At 44.7% G+C, this 18,389-nt stretch carries 11 protein-coding genes; 5 read left to right on the top strand and 6 right to left on the bottom strand.

What is annotated here, in order from left to right:
- Positions 1 to 9 precede the first annotated feature (9 nt).
- Positions 10 to 1,239, top strand: coding sequence for a phosphoglycerate dehydrogenase (serA, locus tag DS891_RS11175; protein WP_039493776.1), 1,230 nt, complete (start codon positions 10 to 12; stop codon positions 1,237 to 1,239).
- Between the two features lie 225 nt (positions 1,240 to 1,464).
- Here the strand turns inward: serA and mdh are convergent, their stop codons facing one another.
- Entirely contained in the window at positions 1,465 to 2,397 is a 933-nt protein-coding gene (gene mdh, locus DS891_RS11170; protein ID WP_095729865.1) for a malate dehydrogenase, read from the bottom strand.
- A 241-nt stretch (positions 2,398 to 2,638) separates the two neighbouring features.
- Between mdh and argR the strand changes: the two genes are divergently transcribed.
- From argR to DS891_RS11150, 4 genes are all read left to right on the top strand, one after another.
- The gene (gene argR, locus DS891_RS11165; protein ID WP_010372285.1) at positions 2,639 to 3,106 is read left to right on the top strand and encodes a transcriptional regulator ArgR; all 468 of its coding nucleotides are present in this window, start codon (positions 2,639 to 2,641) and stop codon (positions 3,104 to 3,106) included.
- A 402-nt stretch (positions 3,107 to 3,508) separates the two neighbouring features.
- Positions 3,509 to 4,120, top strand: a complete 612-nt coding sequence (locus DS891_RS11160) for an OB-fold-containig protein (protein ID WP_174169834.1) — start codon at positions 3,509 to 3,511, stop codon at positions 4,118 to 4,120.
- 83 nt (positions 4,121 to 4,203) lie between these two features.
- Positions 4,204 to 6,381 carry an SPFH domain-containing protein gene (locus DS891_RS11155; RefSeq protein ID WP_174169833.1) on the top strand — a complete coding sequence of 726 codons (2,178 nt, stop codon included), beginning with the start codon at positions 4,204 to 4,206 and terminating at the stop codon, positions 6,379 to 6,381.
- A 70-nt stretch (positions 6,382 to 6,451) separates the two neighbouring features.
- Complete coding sequence (locus tag DS891_RS11150) at positions 6,452 to 11,950, top strand: DNA repair ATPase (RefSeq protein ID WP_174169832.1); 5,499 nt, start codon at positions 6,452 to 6,454, stop codon at positions 11,948 to 11,950.
- A 92-nt stretch (positions 11,951 to 12,042) separates the two neighbouring features.
- Here DS891_RS11150 and DS891_RS11145 read toward each other — a convergent pair whose 3' ends face one another.
- From DS891_RS11145 to DS891_RS11125, 5 genes are all read right to left on the bottom strand, one after another.
- Entirely contained in the window at positions 12,043 to 12,957 is a 915-nt protein-coding gene (locus tag DS891_RS11145; RefSeq protein ID WP_174169831.1) for a Dyp-type peroxidase, read from the bottom strand.
- A gap of 30 nt (positions 12,958 to 12,987) precedes the next feature.
- Positions 12,988 to 14,019 (bottom strand): ABC transporter ATP-binding protein, encoded by a 1,032-nt coding sequence (locus DS891_RS11140; protein WP_102057384.1) that lies wholly within the window; start codon positions 14,017 to 14,019, stop codon positions 12,988 to 12,990.
- Positions 14,019 to 15,650: an iron ABC transporter permease gene (locus DS891_RS11135; RefSeq protein WP_174169830.1), complete on the bottom strand. Its 1,632-nt coding sequence runs from the start codon at positions 15,648 to 15,650 to the stop codon at positions 14,019 to 14,021. The genes DS891_RS11140 and DS891_RS11135 overlap by 1 nt, the downstream gene beginning before the upstream one ends.
- Positions 15,650 to 16,603, bottom strand: a complete 954-nt coding sequence (locus DS891_RS11130; RefSeq protein WP_227387669.1) for a Fe(3+) ABC transporter substrate-binding protein — start codon at positions 16,601 to 16,603, stop codon at positions 15,650 to 15,652. Before DS891_RS11130 ends, DS891_RS11135 begins: the two co-directional genes overlap by 1 nt.
- A gap of 1,045 nt (positions 16,604 to 17,648) precedes the next feature.
- The gene (locus DS891_RS11125; RefSeq protein WP_174169828.1) at positions 17,649 to 18,314 is read right to left on the bottom strand and encodes a tRNA-uridine aminocarboxypropyltransferase; all 666 of its coding nucleotides are present in this window, start codon (positions 18,312 to 18,314) and stop codon (positions 17,649 to 17,651) included.
- Positions 18,315 to 18,389: the final 75 nt, after the last annotated feature.

The raw sequence follows: 18,389 nt of genomic DNA, 5'->3' as shown, positions 1-18,389 counted from the left end.
AGATTACAGATGAGCAAGGTTTCGTTATCAAAGGATAAAATTCGAATTTTGTTGTTAGAAGGTGTGCACCAAAGCGCCGTTGAGACACTAAAGCGCAATGGTTATAGCAACATAGACTACGTTAAAACATCCTTACCGGAGCCTGAGTTGATCGAGCGGATCAAAGATGCTCACTTTGTCGGGATCCGCTCACGTACCCACCTTACGGAAGCAGTATTAGAACAGGCTGAAAAGCTGGTCGCTGTTGGCTGTTTCTGCATCGGCACCAACCAAGTGGATTTGGATGCCGCTAAAAAACGCGGTATCGCCGTATTCAACGCGCCATTTTCTAACACCCGCTCTGTGGCTGAGCTCGTACTGGGTGAAATTCTCTTGTTATTGCGCCGTGTTCCTGAACGTAACGCAAAGGCACATCGCGGTGAATGGGATAAATCTGCCGACGGTTCATACGAAGCCCGTGGTAAAACGCTGGGTATTATCGGTTATGGTCACATTGGCACCCAGCTTGGCATTATGGCTGAGAATATCGGGATGAACGTCGAGTTTTATGACATCGAAGATAAGCTCACGCTTGGTAACGCAACCCAGTTACACACGCTTACGCAACTGCTACAAAGAGCGGATGTGGTCAGTTTGCATGTACCAGAAACGTCGCAGACCAAAAACCTTATCGGCATGGCCGAAATTGAAGTGATGAAGCAAGGCGCAATACTAATTAATGCATCACGCGGAACGGTTGTTGATATCGACGCCTTAGCTGAAGCATTAGCGGCAAAGAAACTTTCCGGCGCTGCTATTGATGTATTCCCCGTTGAGCCAAAATCTAATCATGAAGAATTCGTCTCACCACTACGCGAGTTTGACAATGTACTGCTAACCCCACACGTTGGTGGTTCTACCCAAGAAGCACAAGAAAACATCGGTGTAGAAGTCGCGGGTAAGTTGGCGAAGTATTCAGATAACGGTTCAACAGTCACGGCTGTGAACTTCCCAGAGGTTTCTCTACCTGAATTATCAAACCGAAGTCGTTTATTACACGTACACGTAAACCGCCCAGGCGTACTAACGCAAATCAACCAAGCGTTCGCTCAGCATGGTATCAATATTGCGGCGCAATACCTACAAACAGATGAATCTATTGGTTACGTGGTTATCGACGTCGATAGCGACCACTCTGAAGTGGCGTTGAAAGAGTTAAGTGCGGTTGAAGGAACTATTAGAGCACGTATTCTTCACTAATACCAATTGAATTAATTCTCTAATCAATTTGAAGGGTGAAATAGCATATTAGCTTCGTTAAAAATTTCTCATTTAGAACAACTAAATAGCAAAATTTTTGCCTTGCTACTAAAGCTATTTCCCCGCTTCAAGATAGATCATTTACTTAATACAACTGGTATAAGAAGAATCAAGCATAAAAAAACCAGTCACTGTGAAGCGACTGGTTTTTTGTATCAATTTGGCTTACGCCATGAAATCAACACCTTCTTTGATGTCTTTTTCAAGTGTCGCTAGCATGTCGTCTTTTGCTTTTTGCTCAAACGCGCTTAGCTCACCGTAAGGAAGTAACTGCTCTACACCGTTTTTACCAAGGATAACTGGCTGTGCAAAGAATGTTGCATCGCCTGTGTTACCTTCAACGTATGCGTACTCAAGTACTTCTTCACCTTGTAGACCTTTCACTAGTGAGAAGCAGAAACGTGCTGCTGCTGCACCCATTGAAAGTGTAGCTGAACCGCCACCCGCTTTAGCTTCAACCACTTCAGTACCCGCGTTTTGGATACGAGTCGTTAGTGCAGCAACTTCTTCGTCAGTGAACTCAACACCTTCAACTTGAGAAAGTAGAGGTAGAATTGTAGTACCAGAGTGGCCACCAATTACTGGGATCTTAACTTCAGCAACGTCTAGGCCTTTAAGCTCTGCGATAAAAGTTTCAGCGCGGATAACGTCAAGGGTTGTTACACCGAATACGCGAGCTGGATCATAAGTACCTGCTTTTTTGAACACTTCAGCAACGATTGGTACCGTGCCATTTACTGGGTTTGTGATGATACCAACAAGTGCTTTAGGGCAGCTTCTAACGATACCTTCAGCAAGTGTCTTGATGATACCTGCGTTAACGTTGAAAAGGTCAGCACGGTCCATACCAGGCTTACGAGGCATACCAGCAGGGATAAGCACTACGTCAGCACCTGCAAGAGCCGGGTCTAGGTCGTCTTTACCATAACCCGCTACTTTTACCGCAGTTGGGATGTGAGATAAGTCAACTGCAACACCAGGTACAACAGGTGCAACGTCATAAAGCGCTAACTCAGAGCCAGCTGGAAGACCATTTTTAAGCAATAAAGATAGAGCTTGACCGATACCGCCAGCGGCACCTAATACAGCAACTTTCATTTGAATTCTCCATAATTTGAAGGTGGAATTGAGTGTGCAGTAAAGATAATGAAAAGCGCTGTTAAACACAAATTAATCATGGTTATTTTCGAGATTTTTTGACTAATGTCTTAAATAAAAGTGTAAAGATCGCGACACTTTGTACACTTATGCTTTACGACTGCCATTTTGATCGCGCAAATTTGGGAATCTCGGCGGTTTTGTGTAGAATTTAAAGATTAGCCGTAAAAGAAGACAGACTATGCAGCCGCAAGAAAAACAAGAAGCACTGATCAAAGCATTTAAAGCCATTTTAAAAGAAGAAAACTTTGGCTCTCAAGGTGAAATTGTTGATGCTCTAAAACAACAAGGGTTTGACAACGTCAGTCAGAGCAAAGTGTCGCGCATGCTGAGCAAGTTTGGTGCTGTGCGTACCCGCAATGCCAAGCAAGAAATGGTTTACTGCTTACCCGCTGAAATGAGCGTGCCAACAGCAAAAAGCCCTTTACGTCAGTTAGTCGTTGATATTATGCACAACGAAATGATGATTATTATTCGAACCAGTCCCGGTGCTGCACAGTTAATTGCGAGACTACTTGACTCATTAGGCACCGCAGACGGCGTATTAGGTACCATCGCTGGCGATGACACGATTTTTATTGCCCCTGCCAAAGTATCTGAAATCGACGTTACTTTAGATAAAGTAAAAACCCTGTTCGATAACGTTTAGTCTATTATTTTTATCGGTGCTAACTCACAGGTTAGCACATACTCTGATACTCTAGCTTCTACGAACACGCCTCCCCACTATCACGATAAACAGAATAAATTGCTTATCTTTACAGCAAAAAACGTTTGACATAATATGTCTAATTGTGGCAACTTTAGAAACGCATGTGAAGTTTTCTCACTACGCATGGATGGTTTTTAAGCTGATTGATTAGCTTCTCGGATTTGTTTCCTACAGTGTCTCCGTCTTACCGGACACGAACGCTATTCGCTTCACTCAATCATCTCACATTCTATGATGCGGAGCTCACCGCTTGATAAACACAAAGACACCTTGCGGCGCTGAGTGGACAATTCACTGACTTAACCGCTTAAAAGGAAATACAAGGAACTAGGATCAGCAATGGAATTTTTAAATACTGCATTTACGTTTCCCACTGTTATTTTTTCAACACTATTACTCATAGTGCTGTTGTTCTGGTTAATTGCTTTACTCGGTTTTGCTGATATCGATATCTTAGAAGGCGATGTTGATATTGAAGCCGAAGGCGCAAGCTCTGGTTCTTTTTGGGAAGTCGCTTTTGGCGGCGTCCCTGTCAGTATTTCATTGAGTTTAATCATCGCGCTGGGCTGGATTATCAGTATCTATGTGCAACAGTTTTTTGCTTACCTACTGGGCAATGGCATTTTTTACTACCTGATGGGCACGGTATTTATGCTTGCCAGCCTCATTGCAGCATTACCACTAACCGCCGTCATTGTAAGGCCACTACGACGCTTTTTCGAAAGCCAAGAAACCACATCAAAGCAAGCGCTGGTTGGGCTCGAATGCGTTATTGCAACATCAAGAGTTAGCAACACGTTCGGTCAAGCCAGAGTATATATTCAAGGAACAGATCAACTCATCGAAGTGCGCTCGGATGAAGATAACACTTTCACACTAGGAGACAGTGCCTTACTTATCGAACATGACACCCTTACACATAGCTACACAATTGTAGCTAAACCTTGGTAATAGTACGGAAAATAACGGAATTTAGGAACGAGTTGGCATTGCTAATACCAACTCAAACAACATAGCGCAACGCAGGAAAAAACATGGAATTTCTAAACAACCTCGGACCGGTGCTCGCAATCGTGGGCATATCCATCGTCATTATTTTTGCCATTCTACTTCTGATTGGAAAGTTCTACCGCAAGGTTGAACAAGGTCAGGCATTAATCATCAACAAGATGAAAAACGAGCCAGATGTCACGACAACGGGCGGCATTGTGCTGCCTGTGATCCATAAAATGGAAGTCATGGATATTTCAACTAACCGCATGGTATTAGAGCGTCGTGAAAATAGCGGCCTGATCTGTAAAGACAATATCCGTGCTGACATCGCCATCACTTTTTACATTCGCGTAAACGAAAACAAAGAAGATATCCTACGCGTTGCTAAACAAGTTGGCTGTGCCCGCGCATCGGCACCAGAAACCTTACAAGCATTATTTGAGGCAAAATTCTCCGAAGCCTTGAAAACCGTTGGTAAGCGCATGAATTTTGAGGAGCTATTTACGCATCGTAATGAGTTCCGAGATTCTATTAAAGAAGTGATTGGACAAGATTTATCTGGCTATACGTTAGAAGATGTGGCGATTGATTATCTTGAACAAACCTCTATCGACAAGTTAGATCCAAATAACATTCTTGACGCTGAAGGTATTCGCCGTATTACCGAAAAAACCTCACGCCAAAACGTGGAAACTAACCAGCTTAAATGTGATGAAAAAGCGCAAATCGACAACCAAAACCAAGCTGCCTTTGAAAAAGCCGCAGAAGTCGAGCGCCAACGAGAAGATGCCAGCGCGAGACAACGCCGTGAAATCGAGTCGGTGCGCGCTCGTGAAGCCGCTGAAGCTGAACGTGTTAAGCATGAAGAGCGCTTAAAAGCCGAAGAAGCACGCCTCAAAGCAGACGAAGCAATTGCAATTGCAGAACACAACAAACAGCGCGAAATCGATGTTGCAGAGCAAAATCGCCTTCGCTTACTCGGCATAGAAGAAGAAAAAGTCACGCGTTCTCGCCAGATTGAAATTATTGAGCGCGAACGCGAAACCGAAATTTTACGTATCCAAAAAGCCAAAGCACTGGAAGTCGAGCAAAAAGAAATCGCCGATGTTCAGCGTGAACGGGTTGCCGTAGAGAAAACCGTTGCCGAGGAACAAGAGCGCATCAAAGACGTGCAATGTATTGCTGAAGCCGAGCGTGAGAAGCAAGCGAAAATTATTCTTGCTCAAGCTGAGGCCGAAGAAGCGTTGGTTAAAGATATTGAAGCGGCTAAAGCTAAAGAGCAAGCTGCCGAATTTAAAGCCCGTGAAATGGAAAAAATGGCCGCAGCAGAACTACGTATTGCGAACCAAACCGCAGAGTCGAAGAAGATTCTTGCCGAAGCTGCCCAAGTTGAAGCGGCAGCGCCTGGTCTTGCAGAAGCAGATATTATCAAGGCAAAAGCAGCTGCTAGTGCGATACAAGGTGAAACAGACGCTAAAGTGCTACAGCAAAAACTAGAAGCGGAGGCACAAGGCAAACGTGATATTGGCCGCGCCGAAGCCGAAGTACAAGCTGCAATGGCAGAGGCAACCAAGAAGCAAAGTGAAGCCGAGGCACAAGGCAAACGTGAAATTGGTTTAGCAGAAGCTGAGGTTCAATCAGTAATGGCTGAAGCAATTGAAAAACAAGGTGAAGCAGAAGCTATCAACCTTGAGCGTAAGATGTCAGCAGAAGCCAAAGGTCTTACAGAGAAGCTGGAAGCACTTAATAAGATGGATAAAGACGCCCGTGAATACGAAGGCTTTACACTACAGCTAAATCAACAGAAAGAGCTGACGCTTGCGAGTATCGAGGCAAACAAACAAGTTTCTGCAAGTCAGGCTGAAGTATTAGGTAAAGCACTAAGCGGTGCTGATATCAACTTTATGGGCGGCGACGGCCAGTTCTTTAACCAGTTTATGAATGCCATCACAGTGGGCAAGTCAATTGACGGCTTAGTCGGCGAAAGTAAGACGGTACAAACCGTATTTAAAGATCACCTAAACGGTGAGCGTAATTTGATGGACGACCTAAAAGGGGTGTTGGCTGGTGCAAATGCGTCGTCGGAAACGCTAAAAAACATCAACATGAGTAAGTTCTTCCAACAACTAAGCAATAGCTCAGATGCGGACAAACAGCAGCTACTCAAGTTACTTGGCGGCTCGTTAAATGGCAGTAAACAAAGCGAACCACTAGAGTAATTAACCCTGAGGAGTCAATCTGCTTGGCTCCTCTCCCCCATTTGCGACAGCGCACATAGGAAAGCAAAGAATGACGGAAGCAACGCAACAAGCGCCAGAGCGAACGCTCGAACAAGACTCTTATCAACTGATTAAACGCCGACTTAGTAACTTTGGCAGCGAACTGAAAAGTCAAATAGATAAACTCAACCAACAGCGTGTTGATACTTTTGGCAGCACCGAGCTTAAAGTGAAAGGTCGAGCAAGAGTTCGTACTGAGCATAACTGCGTACCGCGCGACATCGTACTGATCGGCGACAAGCTTATCTTTGCTTATAATGTCTTTATGGGGCTTAAACAAAATACCCAAGTCAGCGATGTATTCACCGTACAAAAGCTACACTTGCAAGAAGACCACTACGAAATAGAACCTTATCCGCAAGAAACCAAATTCCTCACTGACCAGCGTTTCTTACGGGACTTTGATGAACTATACACGTATTACAAAGACACCCGGCTACAACACCTATTTGTTAAATCAAACAAGCTCTTTGCGCTATTTCAGATTGGCGAAAAACTCTCCGATGTTCGTGTGTTCCGCTGGCAAATCGCCAAAGATGACACCTTAGATTATATTGATAATCGAGGAGAGCGTGACCTAGGCGAAGTGGAAAACTTTGACTTTGAATGGCAAAAAACCGATCGCGCCGATCACGTCGAAGGCCGTCACCCACATATTAATGTAAACGACAAAGTATTTATTGAAGTATCGAGTGGCAAACTCACCGTAAAAATAGAAAACAATACCCAAAGCGGTGAAGGTATTTATCAAGAAGCCGTTGATGACGCCAGTCAATCACTCGCAGATTGCGATTTACGTTTTGCCGAAGTTGGCGAAATGGTGTTGTTAAAATTACTTCCCTACCGAGAAAAACAGTGGCGTTATTTTATTTATAATTGCCGCACCCAGCAGGTATTGCGCCAAGATGCATTGGGTGGTGCCTGTGTTCAATTACCTGAGAACCAGGGAATTATTTTTCCTGGTGGCTATTATTTACAATCTGGGCAAACACGCTATTTTGACGACCAACTGGACGATTTAATTTTCCATCGCCAGATCAAATCACCCAATGGTGAAGATGTACTGTATATCTTCTACGAACCAAACGAGGGTCGTTACGCACTTTTCTCTTACAATATTATTGAGAAAAACCTGCAAAATCCCATTTATTGTCATGGCTATGGAATTTATGACGATGGCTTAACGCTAACCTTTAAAGCAGAGCCTGAGCCTGAGCGCGTGCACCCTATTCAGATCTGGCAAAGCCCATTTTGTGGCAGCGAGTTTGCCGCACAAGCCCCTCGCGCAACCGGCTTATTTGGCCGGATCGGCAACCCGGATTTAGTACGCGCAATCTCTGATTTATACAGTGTGTTCAAGGCCATTAACGAACAAAGCCCCACAGTCTTTCATTATGAAGATTTAATTGCTCTCACCCGCAGTATTTTAGACCGCTATCATTGGCTTGCTGAAGCGGACTTTGCAGATGTCACAGCAAAACTACATGAAATTTTTGAAACCTCGGAGCAGGTACTAGACGAATTTGAAAAGGTAAGCCAAATTGAGGCCGACGCTCGGCGCGCAGAAACCGAAATAGAGCAAGCCATGCAAGATGTGCTTCGCGAGGTGAGACCTGATAGCTTTAAAACAGCAGAGCAATTCGTTCAGAGCTTAGAATCTCTCAAACGCTTAAAAGGCAAAGTGATAAGCCTTGAAGAAGTGAAGTATATCAATCTTGACGCGCTATCTGCCATGCAGCAGCAGGTTGATGAGCAAACCTTAAGCTTAAGCCATAAAACCGCGGAGTTTTTGCAGCAAGATAGTGCTTTGGCGCCCTACTACGAGCAGCTAGACTCCTTAGAGCAAGCCAGAGCGCAAACAGAGAGTGTCACCGAGCTTAACGGCTTTTTGGCGACCTTGGAAACCTTAAGCGCTGAACTTGATTTGCTCAACCATACCATGCTGGATCTCGACATTGACGATAGCCGCATTCGCACTAAAATTTTGGAAGATGTCAGCGCCATTTATGGTCAAGTAAACCGCGCCAAAGCAGCGTTAGAAATCCAGAAAAAGAGCGTGGGCAGTGTTGAAGCAAAAGCCGAATTTGCGGCTCGTTTTAAGCTTTTCAGCCAAAGTATTACCAGCGGTCTAAGCGCTGCTAAAACCCCAGAGCAATGTGACGACCAACTATCTCGCTTACTCATTCAATTAGAAGAGCTCGAGTCTCAATTTAGTCAGTATGATGAATTTTTAACGGAGATCTTGGCTAAACGTGATGACGTTTATGAAAGTTTTGAGGCGCACAAACAGCAGCTCATTGACGAAAGACAGCGCCGCGCGCTGAGCCTAGCAAACGCAGCAGAGCGGATTTTACAGGGGGTGACGCGACGCTCGCAAAGTTTTAAAACCTTAGATGACATCAATAGCTATTTTGCCTCCGATCCTATGATTGGCAAGCTTCGCGATTTAACGCAAGAGCTAAAAAGCCTAAGCGATGAAGTGAAGCCGGATGATATTCAAGCCAAACTCAAGGCCTGCAAAGATCAAGCGATCCGCGCTTTGCGAGACAAGCAAGATATTTATATTGATGGTGGCAATACCGTTAAAGTCGGCAAACATGCGTTTAGTTTCAATAAACAAATCCTTGATTTGACTTTGCTGCCTCGTGGTGAACAGCTGATGTTACACCTCACTGGCACTGAGTATTTTGATACCATTCCTGACGCCAAGGTCAATCAACAACTCAATGACGCAAGCACATACTGGCAGCAAAACCTGATCTCAGAAAATCGTCACTTATATCGAGGCGAGTACCTTGCAGCTCAAGTATTAGCGGCTGCAGAGCAAGATGGCAACGACTTTAGTCTAGCGGATTTAGAACTTGCCGTTGATGAGGGAAGTTTACTGTCTATCGTACAAAAATTTGCAGAACCTCGATATCAAGAAGGCTATGAAAAAGGCATTCATGATCAAGATGCCAGCCTGATCTTAGTTAATTTACTAAAACAAAAACGACAGCTTGAGTTACTCGTCTACCCTGCCAGCTGTCGAATTGCGGCACAGCTATTTTATACTCAACAAAGCAAGGCTGAGCTAGCTGAATTGGCGTTTCAGGCCACACAAGCAGAGCTGATGGCAACGAAGTTAGATGACTATAGTTTTAGCCAACAGCTAAGCAAAGAATTGAGTGAAAAGATCACCGCATTTTGCCAACAAAATTTATCGAGCTATTTAACCGAGCTACACCGCTTTTCAGGCGAGTTAAGCGCAACTTACCTAATTAAAGCCCTTGCCAAGCAAGTCAAGCCGAGACAATTTGATTTGGCTTCACCTGCAAAACACACCAGCGAGCAGTTTATCTCGATGGCAAAGGCCAAAGGCGTCTGGCAACAGCTTGAAGACTCATTAACACATTTGACTAAACTTGCGGACAAATGCCGCCTGTTAAGCAGCTGGCTGCGCGCCTATGGCAGTAAGCAAAATGAAAGTGCTGAGACCTTGCTTGAGGCAGCTAACTGCATTTTGCTTTCCACCCAGTTAGATATCACCTACCAAGTCAAAGAAGCCGAAATAAAAACCGAGATCTCAGGTTTAATGGGCCAACACCCACGGATCGAGAACCAAGTGCTACACCTAGATTACGCAGACTTTTTTGCCCGTAGTAACGAGTATCTCACGGTTCATGTTCCGGCCTACAAACAGTACCAACAGTTAAAAGCACAAGTGCTTGAGGCACAAAAGCAGCGCTTGCAATTGGATGAGTTTAAACCCAGACCACTAAGCTCATTTGTACGTAACCAGCTGATTGACAAAGTCTACTTCCCTATTATTGGCGATAACTTAGCAAAACAAATAGGGGCTGCAGGAAACAATAAACGCACCGACTTAATGGGCATGTTGCTGCTTATCTCCCCTCCGGGCTATGGTAAAACCACGTTAATAGAGTATGTGGCTAACCGCTTAGGACTCACCTTTGTTAAGGTCAACTGTCCATCCATTGGTCACGACCAAGTCTCTTTGGATCCTGCTCAAGCCATCAACGCGACCGCCGCAAAAGAAATTGAGAAGATCAACCAAAGCTTTGAGATGGGCAATAATGTGATGCTGTACCTTGACGATATTCAGCACACCAACCCCGAATTTTTACAAAAGTTCATCTCTTTATGTGACGGCTCAAGACGCATAGATGGTGTGTGGAATGGCCGCAGTAAAACCTATGATCTGAGAGGCAAAAAATTTGCCGTTGTGATGGCAGGAAACCCCTACACCGAATCCGGTGAATCTTTTAAGATCCCAGATATGCTTGCCAACCGTGCGGATATTTACAACCTCGGTGACACCCTCAGTGGCTGCGAACAAGAATTTGCCATGAGCTTTATTGAAAATACGCTTACTTCCAATGCGGTGCTCGCGCCACTTGCCAATCGTGGTATGGAAGACTTGTACAAGCTAGTACGCATTGCCGACGGAGAAGGCATCTCCATCAATGAATTGGAATTTAATTACTCTCAAGCGCAAGTGAATGAAATTGTCAGCGTACTGAAAAAGCTGCTCACCATTCGCAACACCGTGCTCAAAGTAAATGCCCAATATATAGCCTCAGCAGCGCAAGATGATAACTATCGAACCGAGCCGCCGTTTAAGCTACAAGGCAGTTACCGTAACATGAATAAGATGGCTGAAAAGGTGGTTGCTGCCATGAATGACAGTGAACTTGAAAACCTAATTCAAGATCACTATCGCGGTGAAGCACAAACACTTAGCAAAGGCAGCGAAGAAAACTTACTGAAACTGGCTGAATTACGCGGTACCTTAACGGCTGAAGAAGCAACGCGCTGGCATGACATCAAGGCCGAATATGCCCGCCTGCACCGCAATAGCGATGAGGGAAGCCCAGCGCAGCTGGCCGTTGAACAGCTGAGCTTTGTCAATAAATCCCTTTCGCAAATCGCCGCTAAACTCGATAAAGAGCAGCTTAGCTTTGATTACAGTGCGCTGTTGCAACAATTGGCTCAAGTGCTTAACGAGCAAGAGTTTGCCACGCAGTTAACTGAGCTACGTGAGGCCTTAACGCAGCAACCTTACGCTACACCGCTAAAGCAATTGATAGCTTCACAGCAACAAGTCGCAGAAGAAATTGCGGGGCTGCAAAACGCTATCAAACGCACTGCGAACAACGAGCAGCTACTCGCTAACCTTGGCAAACTCAATGACTTACTCAGCACCCAAGCGCAAATACAACAAGCGTTGGGTCAACAAGGTCAGCAGCAAAATACGCTATTTGAAAACCTGTCTGAGCGCTTAGAAGCGGTGGCACAACCGCATATTCAAGTCGACAATCACGTTGATGATAGCAGTACAAAAGCGCTTGAAGCCGTTACCACTTTGCTGACAAATACCTTAGCAAACTCAAGCGCTGAACAAGTCCAGCAGCGACAGCTAAAAGACATTTTACAAAAGCTGGAGGATATTCAATCAAGACCTGGTGTTAGTAACGGATCACCTGCGAAAAACCCGTATATGTTGTAACGGCAAAAAAACGCTTGCGAAACAAGTCAAAGCCCATGGATGGGCTTTGGAGATGTAAAGCTAAAAAACCTGAACTCGGGTTAAAAAGTAACTTACTCCGGCATTTTTGCCATCACCGCCAAAAACTCTAGTGAGGGTGCAAAAAACGCAGAACCCATATCGGCACTGGAATAATCTAATATGGGGTCGTATTCATCCCCTTCACCCAATCGGCTTCTTAGTACCTGCTCAAAAGCATCGCCTTTGGCGCTGCAACTTAGCGACAAGCTTCCTTGTTCAAATACATCACCAAATGGCATGCTTTGGTTAAGCAGTAGCGCATTACCATTTAGGTCTTTCAATTCGGTTAATGCTGCATGATTACAGGGTTCGCAATCTTCAATTAGGTCATTGTCTAGACGTGTACGCCCCATCAATTGCTCTTGCTCAGCGAGCGGCAACGCCTGCCAACGCAGTAAATCAAACTTCACCCGCTGTACGTGAATATAACTACCAAGATGGTCGGCTGCATTCGGGTTGTGCACAAGTGCAACTTCTCGCTTATTGCGCCCTCTAGGTGTGTCTGCACCATAAATAAAGCCATTAAAATCACGACCGTCTAAGAAACGAAAAGCTCGCACATGTGCCACCATTTCGACTAGGCCATTTAGCATGTGTAGCACACTTTGAGCAAAGATATGATTAACGTCTTCTCGGTCGGAGCGGATCACGTAAAGCAAGTCAAAAGGCTGGGTATGCACGGTGTGCTCAGCCTCAACAATATGTGGAAAGCTTTTTAACTCTTTAGGAATAAACTCAGGATAAATGTGCGGCCAGTATTGCGCACCCACCGCGACAAAGCTCGACAGCATAGACTCGGAGAATCTATCTTCCAACTCCTCTTGCAAGCGTCCACAATTGGCGAGCGCCGTTCTTAGCGCCTCATCTTGTCCTTCAAGCACATTGAAGAACAAGTGTAAGCCGTGCAAATTGGCTTCAGCACACACACCTGATTGGGCAAGCGCCATGCTCTACTCCCTGCGTTTATTCATTTGCTATTAAGAAAAGAAATTTACAGCATGTGCCTTAATTTTTAAAGAGATTGGTTGATTTAAGTCGAGCGGTTCATGCGCTGGATGCGGGACTTCGAGCTCTTGTCCCTCTAATGCAACACGATAAATGTACTCTGTTCCCATAAAGCGCTGATTGAGTACTTTAACGCTGCCAAGCTCGGCGTTTTCTAACGTAATGTGCTGTGGCCTCACATACATTTCGCCCTTCGCGTCGATATTACCGAGCTCAACGAGAGACTTTACAGCACCAAATTGGGTTTCTACCGAAGCGCCATTCATTCGCTGTGCAGGAATATAAATTCCCTGACCCAAAAACTCAGCAACCATTTTGCTCTTTGGTCGTTGGAACAACGTTCTCGGCTCGCCCACTTGTGCGATCTTCCCTTTATCCATAATTGCCAACCGATCGGCAAAAGCAAAAGCTTCTTCTTTCGAGTGACTAACAAAAATCGCGGAAACTTGCTGATCTTTGATTATACGGCGAATATCGTTAATTAACTGAAACCGCACTTGAGCATCTATATTTGAAAACGGCTCATCAAGAAGCAACAAATTTGGCTTGTACGCCAGTGCTCGCGCAATTGCGACACGTTGTTGCTGGCCACCTGAAAGCTCGTGTGGAAAGCGGTCGCTATAGTCTTGCAGCTGCACCAAATGGAGCATTTCAGCCACTCGGTCTTGACGTTCACGCTTGCTTTTCGAGGTTAAACCAAACGCCACATTTTGCGCCACAGTGAGGTGTGGGAATAGCGCATAGTCTTGAAACATCATGCCTATATTGCGTTTTTGTGGAGGTACAAAAGTGCCATGACCATTCATGGCTTTGCCTAAAATACTCACCGAGCCTTGAAATGGTTCAATCAAGCCCGCTATCGCCTTCAGCGTGGTCGTTTTACCGCAGCCACTGGCACCAAGCAAACAAACAATCTCGTTTTGTTCTACGGTCAGATTTAGGCTATCCACAACGGCTTCACCGTCATAGCGATAAGAGAGATTTTCAAGCACTAAACTATGCATTAACTTCGCTGCTCCATAGAACGGTTTACAACATAAAGCGGAATTAAACCAACCAACACAATAAATAACGCAGAGACAGAAGCCAACTCCAGCTGCTCATCACTCACATATTGGAAAACATGTGTTGCTAGTGTTTCATAATTAAAGGGTCGTAATAACAATGCCGCTGGAAGTTCTTTCATACACTCAATAAAAACCAGCAGTGCTGCGGTTAAAATACCGCGACGCAGCAATGGCAAATGTATTGATAACATGGTTTTGAAACGATTGCGACCCAACGAAAAACTTGCCATATCTAGACTTGGGCTGATCCGCTGATAACTCGATTCGACCGCGCCTTGCGCAATCGCATAAAATCGTACAACGTAAGCGAAAACCAGCGCAAAAATCGTCCCGCTGAACAGCAAGCCAGGCTCAAATGAAGTACCTTCAAGCCAAGCATTTAGCTTGTCGTCTAATAAAGTGAGTGGAATAAGTACCGCAATTGCCAGCACCGTGCCCGGTAGCGCATATCCGGTACTTGCAAGCTTGCCCGGTAGCGTGACCCGTTTACCACTGCTAACTCGCTGGTTAAACACCACCAGCATGCTCATGATAATTAATACCACGCTCACCCAAAACGCTATTTTTAAACTTTGCCACGCATACAAGAAAAAATCGTCATTCCAAGCTTGTTCAAAATAGTCGACGGCGTAATCTGCAAGCACCCATGTAGGCACGATAAAAGCCGCAATAAGAATAAGCCAACAAAAAGCGCTAGCGAGCCAAGCCTGCGCGCCTTTAAGATGATAAAGCGTGGTACTGTTAACACTCGACTGGCGCTCATGCACTACCTGAGTTGGGCGGCTCACTCGCTCCAGTGTTAGGGCTAAAAATAAAAACAGTAACATAATGCCTGAAATTTTAGCCGCTGCGGTAAGTGAATAATAGCCCAACCAAGTATCGTAAACGGCGGTGGTTAGTGTGCTCACAGCAAAGTAATGTACGGTTGCAAAATCTGCCATGCTTTCCATGGCGATCAGTGCCAGCCCCGCCACAATCGCCCCTCGCGACAAAGGTAAACTTACCTTAAAGAAGCTCTGTGAAGGCGACTTGCCCATCAATTGGCTGGCTTGCACCAGCTTAAACGACTGCTCTCTTAGCGCCGTTCTAAAAATCAAAAACAAATAAGGATAAAGCACCAGTGCAATCATCACGATAGCACCTGACAAAGTGCGAATATCAAAAAACCAATAATCGTCTGGAGATTGCCAACCAAACCACTCTCGCAGCGCTATTTGTACAGGCCCTGCATAATCTAGCAAATCGGTATACACGTAAGCAATCAAATAGGTTGGCATCGCTAGGGGTAGCATCAACGACCACTCGAAAAAGCGCCGTCCAGGAAACTCACAATATGCAGTTAGCCAGCCAAGTGGTAGCGCGATTAAAGCGCAAAGGATGCATACACCCACAATCAGCAAAATCGTATTGCGGACATAATCCCACAGAACGGTATCCCAAAGGTGAGCAAAGACTTCGGAGTCAGGTTGTAGCGACTCAAAGATTAAAAACATCAGCGGGACTGATAGGCTAAGCCCTATCAGCCACGCAAAACTCTGCCATTTAGACAGTGAAAATGATAATTGCATTAAAGGTCAAATTTTACCTCATCGATTAGCTTAAGCGCTAACGGACGGTATTTACTGATCTCTGACAATGGTAGGCTGTCTTCCTTAAACTCACCCCAAGATGCCACAAGTTTCGATAACTCGACGCCAGGTTTAACCGGGTATTCCATATTCATCGACGCATACATATTTTGCGCCTTATTGTCGGTCATAAACTCAATGAGTTTCAAGGCATTTTCTGTATTTTTAGCGTGCTTGGTCAAGACAACACCAGAAACGTTGATATGTGAACCACGATCTTGTTGATTTGGGAAGTTAATATATACCGCTTCAGCCCAGGCTTTTTGTTTCTCATCTTCCATCATCTTACCGAAATAATAGCTGTTTCCGATGGCTAAATCACACAGTCCTTCTTTTACCGCTTTGACTTGTGCACGGTCATTACCTTGAGGCTTACGAGCTAAGTTTTTCTTCACGCCTTCAAGCCACTCTTTGGTTTTTGCTTCGCCATGATGGGCAATCATAGAGGCCACTAAACCAAGGTTATAGGGATGTTTACCTGAGCGCGTACATATTTTTCCGCGGTATTGTTCATCTGCTAGCGCTTCATACGTAAGCGCATCTAACTTGCCTACACGGTCTTTTGCAGAATATATATTGCGTACACGCTTAGTAAGCGCAACCCACTGGCCTTCAGGATCTCTGAAGTTCGCTGGGATATTCTTAGTGACGGTTTCGCTGTTAATTGCTTGTGTTAGGTTTTCGTCTTCAAGTTGAATTAGCGCACTGAAGTTTGAAGTGAGTACAAGATCGGCACGGCTATGCTTGCCTTCACGCTTAACACGCTCGATTAAGCCTTTTTTTGCAAAAACCACATTGGTCTTGATACCGGTTTGCTTGGTGAAGTCATCCAAAATAGGTTGGATCAGAAAAGGTTGTCTAAACGAGTAGATATTAACTTCCTCTGCAGCCATTGCTGGTAGGCAAGTAAGCGTTGCCAGTATAGTAACAAGTGCTTTTTTCATAAAGACTCCATTAGGTAAACAATAATTATTATCAACTAATTCTACCTGTAATTGTGCCGTTTTACACCCTGAATATTTGAAACTACGCTCAAGATAAAATTAGCGTTGTAGAAAACGGGAGAATTACCTGTGAGATATATCTCACTTAACTACCAGAAATTGAGTAAAGACATGCTGAAATAACACTCGGAATTAAAGTAACCAATTAAAAAATAAAGAGTTATTCATTATTACCAGAAAAAGACGCAAAAAAGATTGAATTTCACTGCTCCCGATTTTTTTTAGTCTGCTTATACTTAACAACATCTCAGGAAGAGAGATAGAGGATACACAGGATACGCTCAGGGCAGGATTTGCTAATGGATAAGCACCCACTTAAAGGAATATAGGGAAAAGCGAGCGAGATTGTATGTCACATGGTGTGATTACATTAAAGGACAGGGATTAAAGGTTCATGATGAACCTAAGGATTGCTTCAGGGGAGAGGCTAAACGTTGAGGGATAACGTTACTGCATTGGATATGCAGGTGGTTAAGGATGAGGAAGGAAGGTACATTGGATGTACTGGTAAAATGTGGCTTAGGAGATGCCAATTGTTGCAATTAACAGTGCAACACCTAGCTTGAAGCAACACGTTCAGGCTACCAAGTGCCAAGGTAAAACAAGGTGATGATTGGCACTGCTATTTTGGAAAGTAGCAAACAAGGACAATTAGAACAAGGGCTTGTTCTTAGCAAGTGGATGGCAATGGATAAGACAACGGACGTGTAAAAGGAAGATGGACACAGGGCAAGATGCCTTTATTCGCAAAACGAGAACACCAAGCGATGCCATGGAAGAGGAAAGATTCAGGACGTTGAACTACTCAACTTTGCAGGATGCATTTAGAAGATTCCGTAAGCGCGACTCAGCAATGAGTCGCGCGCTTCTTATTTTATTTTTATTCCTATCTGTCGCGTGATATTGCGCTTGTGTTGTCGAGATAAATTTCGACCTACAGTTTGCTGCGCTTACCTTTTAAGTAGGCATCTCTAAAATCGATAAAATGCGCGGTTAATTTATCTGCCGCATCCTGCTCGCCGCATTCGGCAAACAATACACACGCGACTTCTGCCGTACCAAGTTGATGTTCATGCGGCGCTACTCGAAGCTTGTAATCCGAGAGCTTTTCAGGGGCGATGGATAACACAGGTAAATTATCGAGGTAGGGGCTCTTTCTGAACATTTTCTTAGCTTCACGCCATGTGCCATCCAAAAAGATAAATAGTGGTGTTTTACTTTCAGTGCGAGTCACCTTAGTAATTACTCGTTCAGGCTCTACGCCCAGCTCTGGGAAAACGACTATTGGTGCATATTGCTCGTCCGAAAGAAGCGCTAATAACGCAGCGTCAGGCTCAGTTCTGTCCCAACGAAAGGCATGATTATCAGGGATCACATCGGCAATTAAGCGTCCAGTGTTAGAGGGCTTAAAGCTTTCATTATGATACATAAGCAAACACACTGCACAGTCTGCTTTGGCCATTTCGACTTTATCGCAAATACATAGAGTCGTGGCTAATAAGCAGCATTCACAACGCGCAAGCTTTGATCCCCTTGCCTTATATTCGCGTTGAGCCGCAGCGATTTGACGCTGTCTAAGCGCTAGTACTGAATTATTCACTCTGTTCCCCCTCTAAAAATGCCGGCGTATTTTAGTAAAGCGCTCGGCTGGCGTCTACGCAAACTTATGTAACAT

The sequence above is a fragment of the Pseudoalteromonas sp. JC28 genome, assembly GCF_013319255.1.
Lineage (GTDB): Bacteria > Pseudomonadota > Gammaproteobacteria > Enterobacterales > Alteromonadaceae > Pseudoalteromonas.
This window is presented reverse-complemented; position numbering and strand designations above follow the sequence as displayed.

What these genes read in the sequence shown, in the direction of transcription:
- DS891_RS11135 (WP_174169830.1), bottom strand. Translation starts at nt 15,650, where the DNA reads ATGCAATTATCATTTTCACTGTCTAAATGGCAGAGTTTTGCGTGGCTG.
- DS891_RS11155 (WP_174169833.1), top strand. Translation starts at nt 4,204, where the DNA reads ATGGAATTTCTAAACAACCTCGGACCGGTGCTCGCAATCGTGGGCATA.
- DS891_RS11150 (WP_174169832.1), top strand. Translation starts at nt 6,452, where the DNA reads ATGACGGAAGCAACGCAACAAGCGCCAGAGCGAACGCTCGAACAAGAC.
- mdh (WP_095729865.1), bottom strand. Translation starts at nt 2,397, where the DNA reads ATGAAAGTTGCTGTATTAGGTGCCGCTGGCGGTATCGGTCAAGCTCTA.
- serA (WP_039493776.1), top strand. Translation starts at nt 10, where the DNA reads ATGAGCAAGGTTTCGTTATCAAAGGATAAAATTCGAATTTTGTTGTTA.
- DS891_RS11145 (WP_174169831.1), bottom strand. Translation starts at nt 12,957, where the DNA reads ATGGCGCTTGCCCAATCAGGTGTGTGTGCTGAAGCCAATTTGCACGGC.
- DS891_RS11130 (WP_227387669.1), bottom strand. Translation starts at nt 16,603, where the DNA reads ATGGCTGCAGAGGAAGTTAATATCTACTCGTTTAGACAACCTTTTCTG.
- DS891_RS11160 (WP_174169834.1), top strand. Translation starts at nt 3,509, where the DNA reads ATGGAATTTTTAAATACTGCATTTACGTTTCCCACTGTTATTTTTTCA.
- DS891_RS11140 (WP_102057384.1), bottom strand. Translation starts at nt 14,019, where the DNA reads ATGCATAGTTTAGTGCTTGAAAATCTCTCTTATCGCTATGACGGTGAA.
- argR (WP_010372285.1), top strand. Translation starts at nt 2,639, where the DNA reads ATGCAGCCGCAAGAAAAACAAGAAGCACTGATCAAAGCATTTAAAGCC.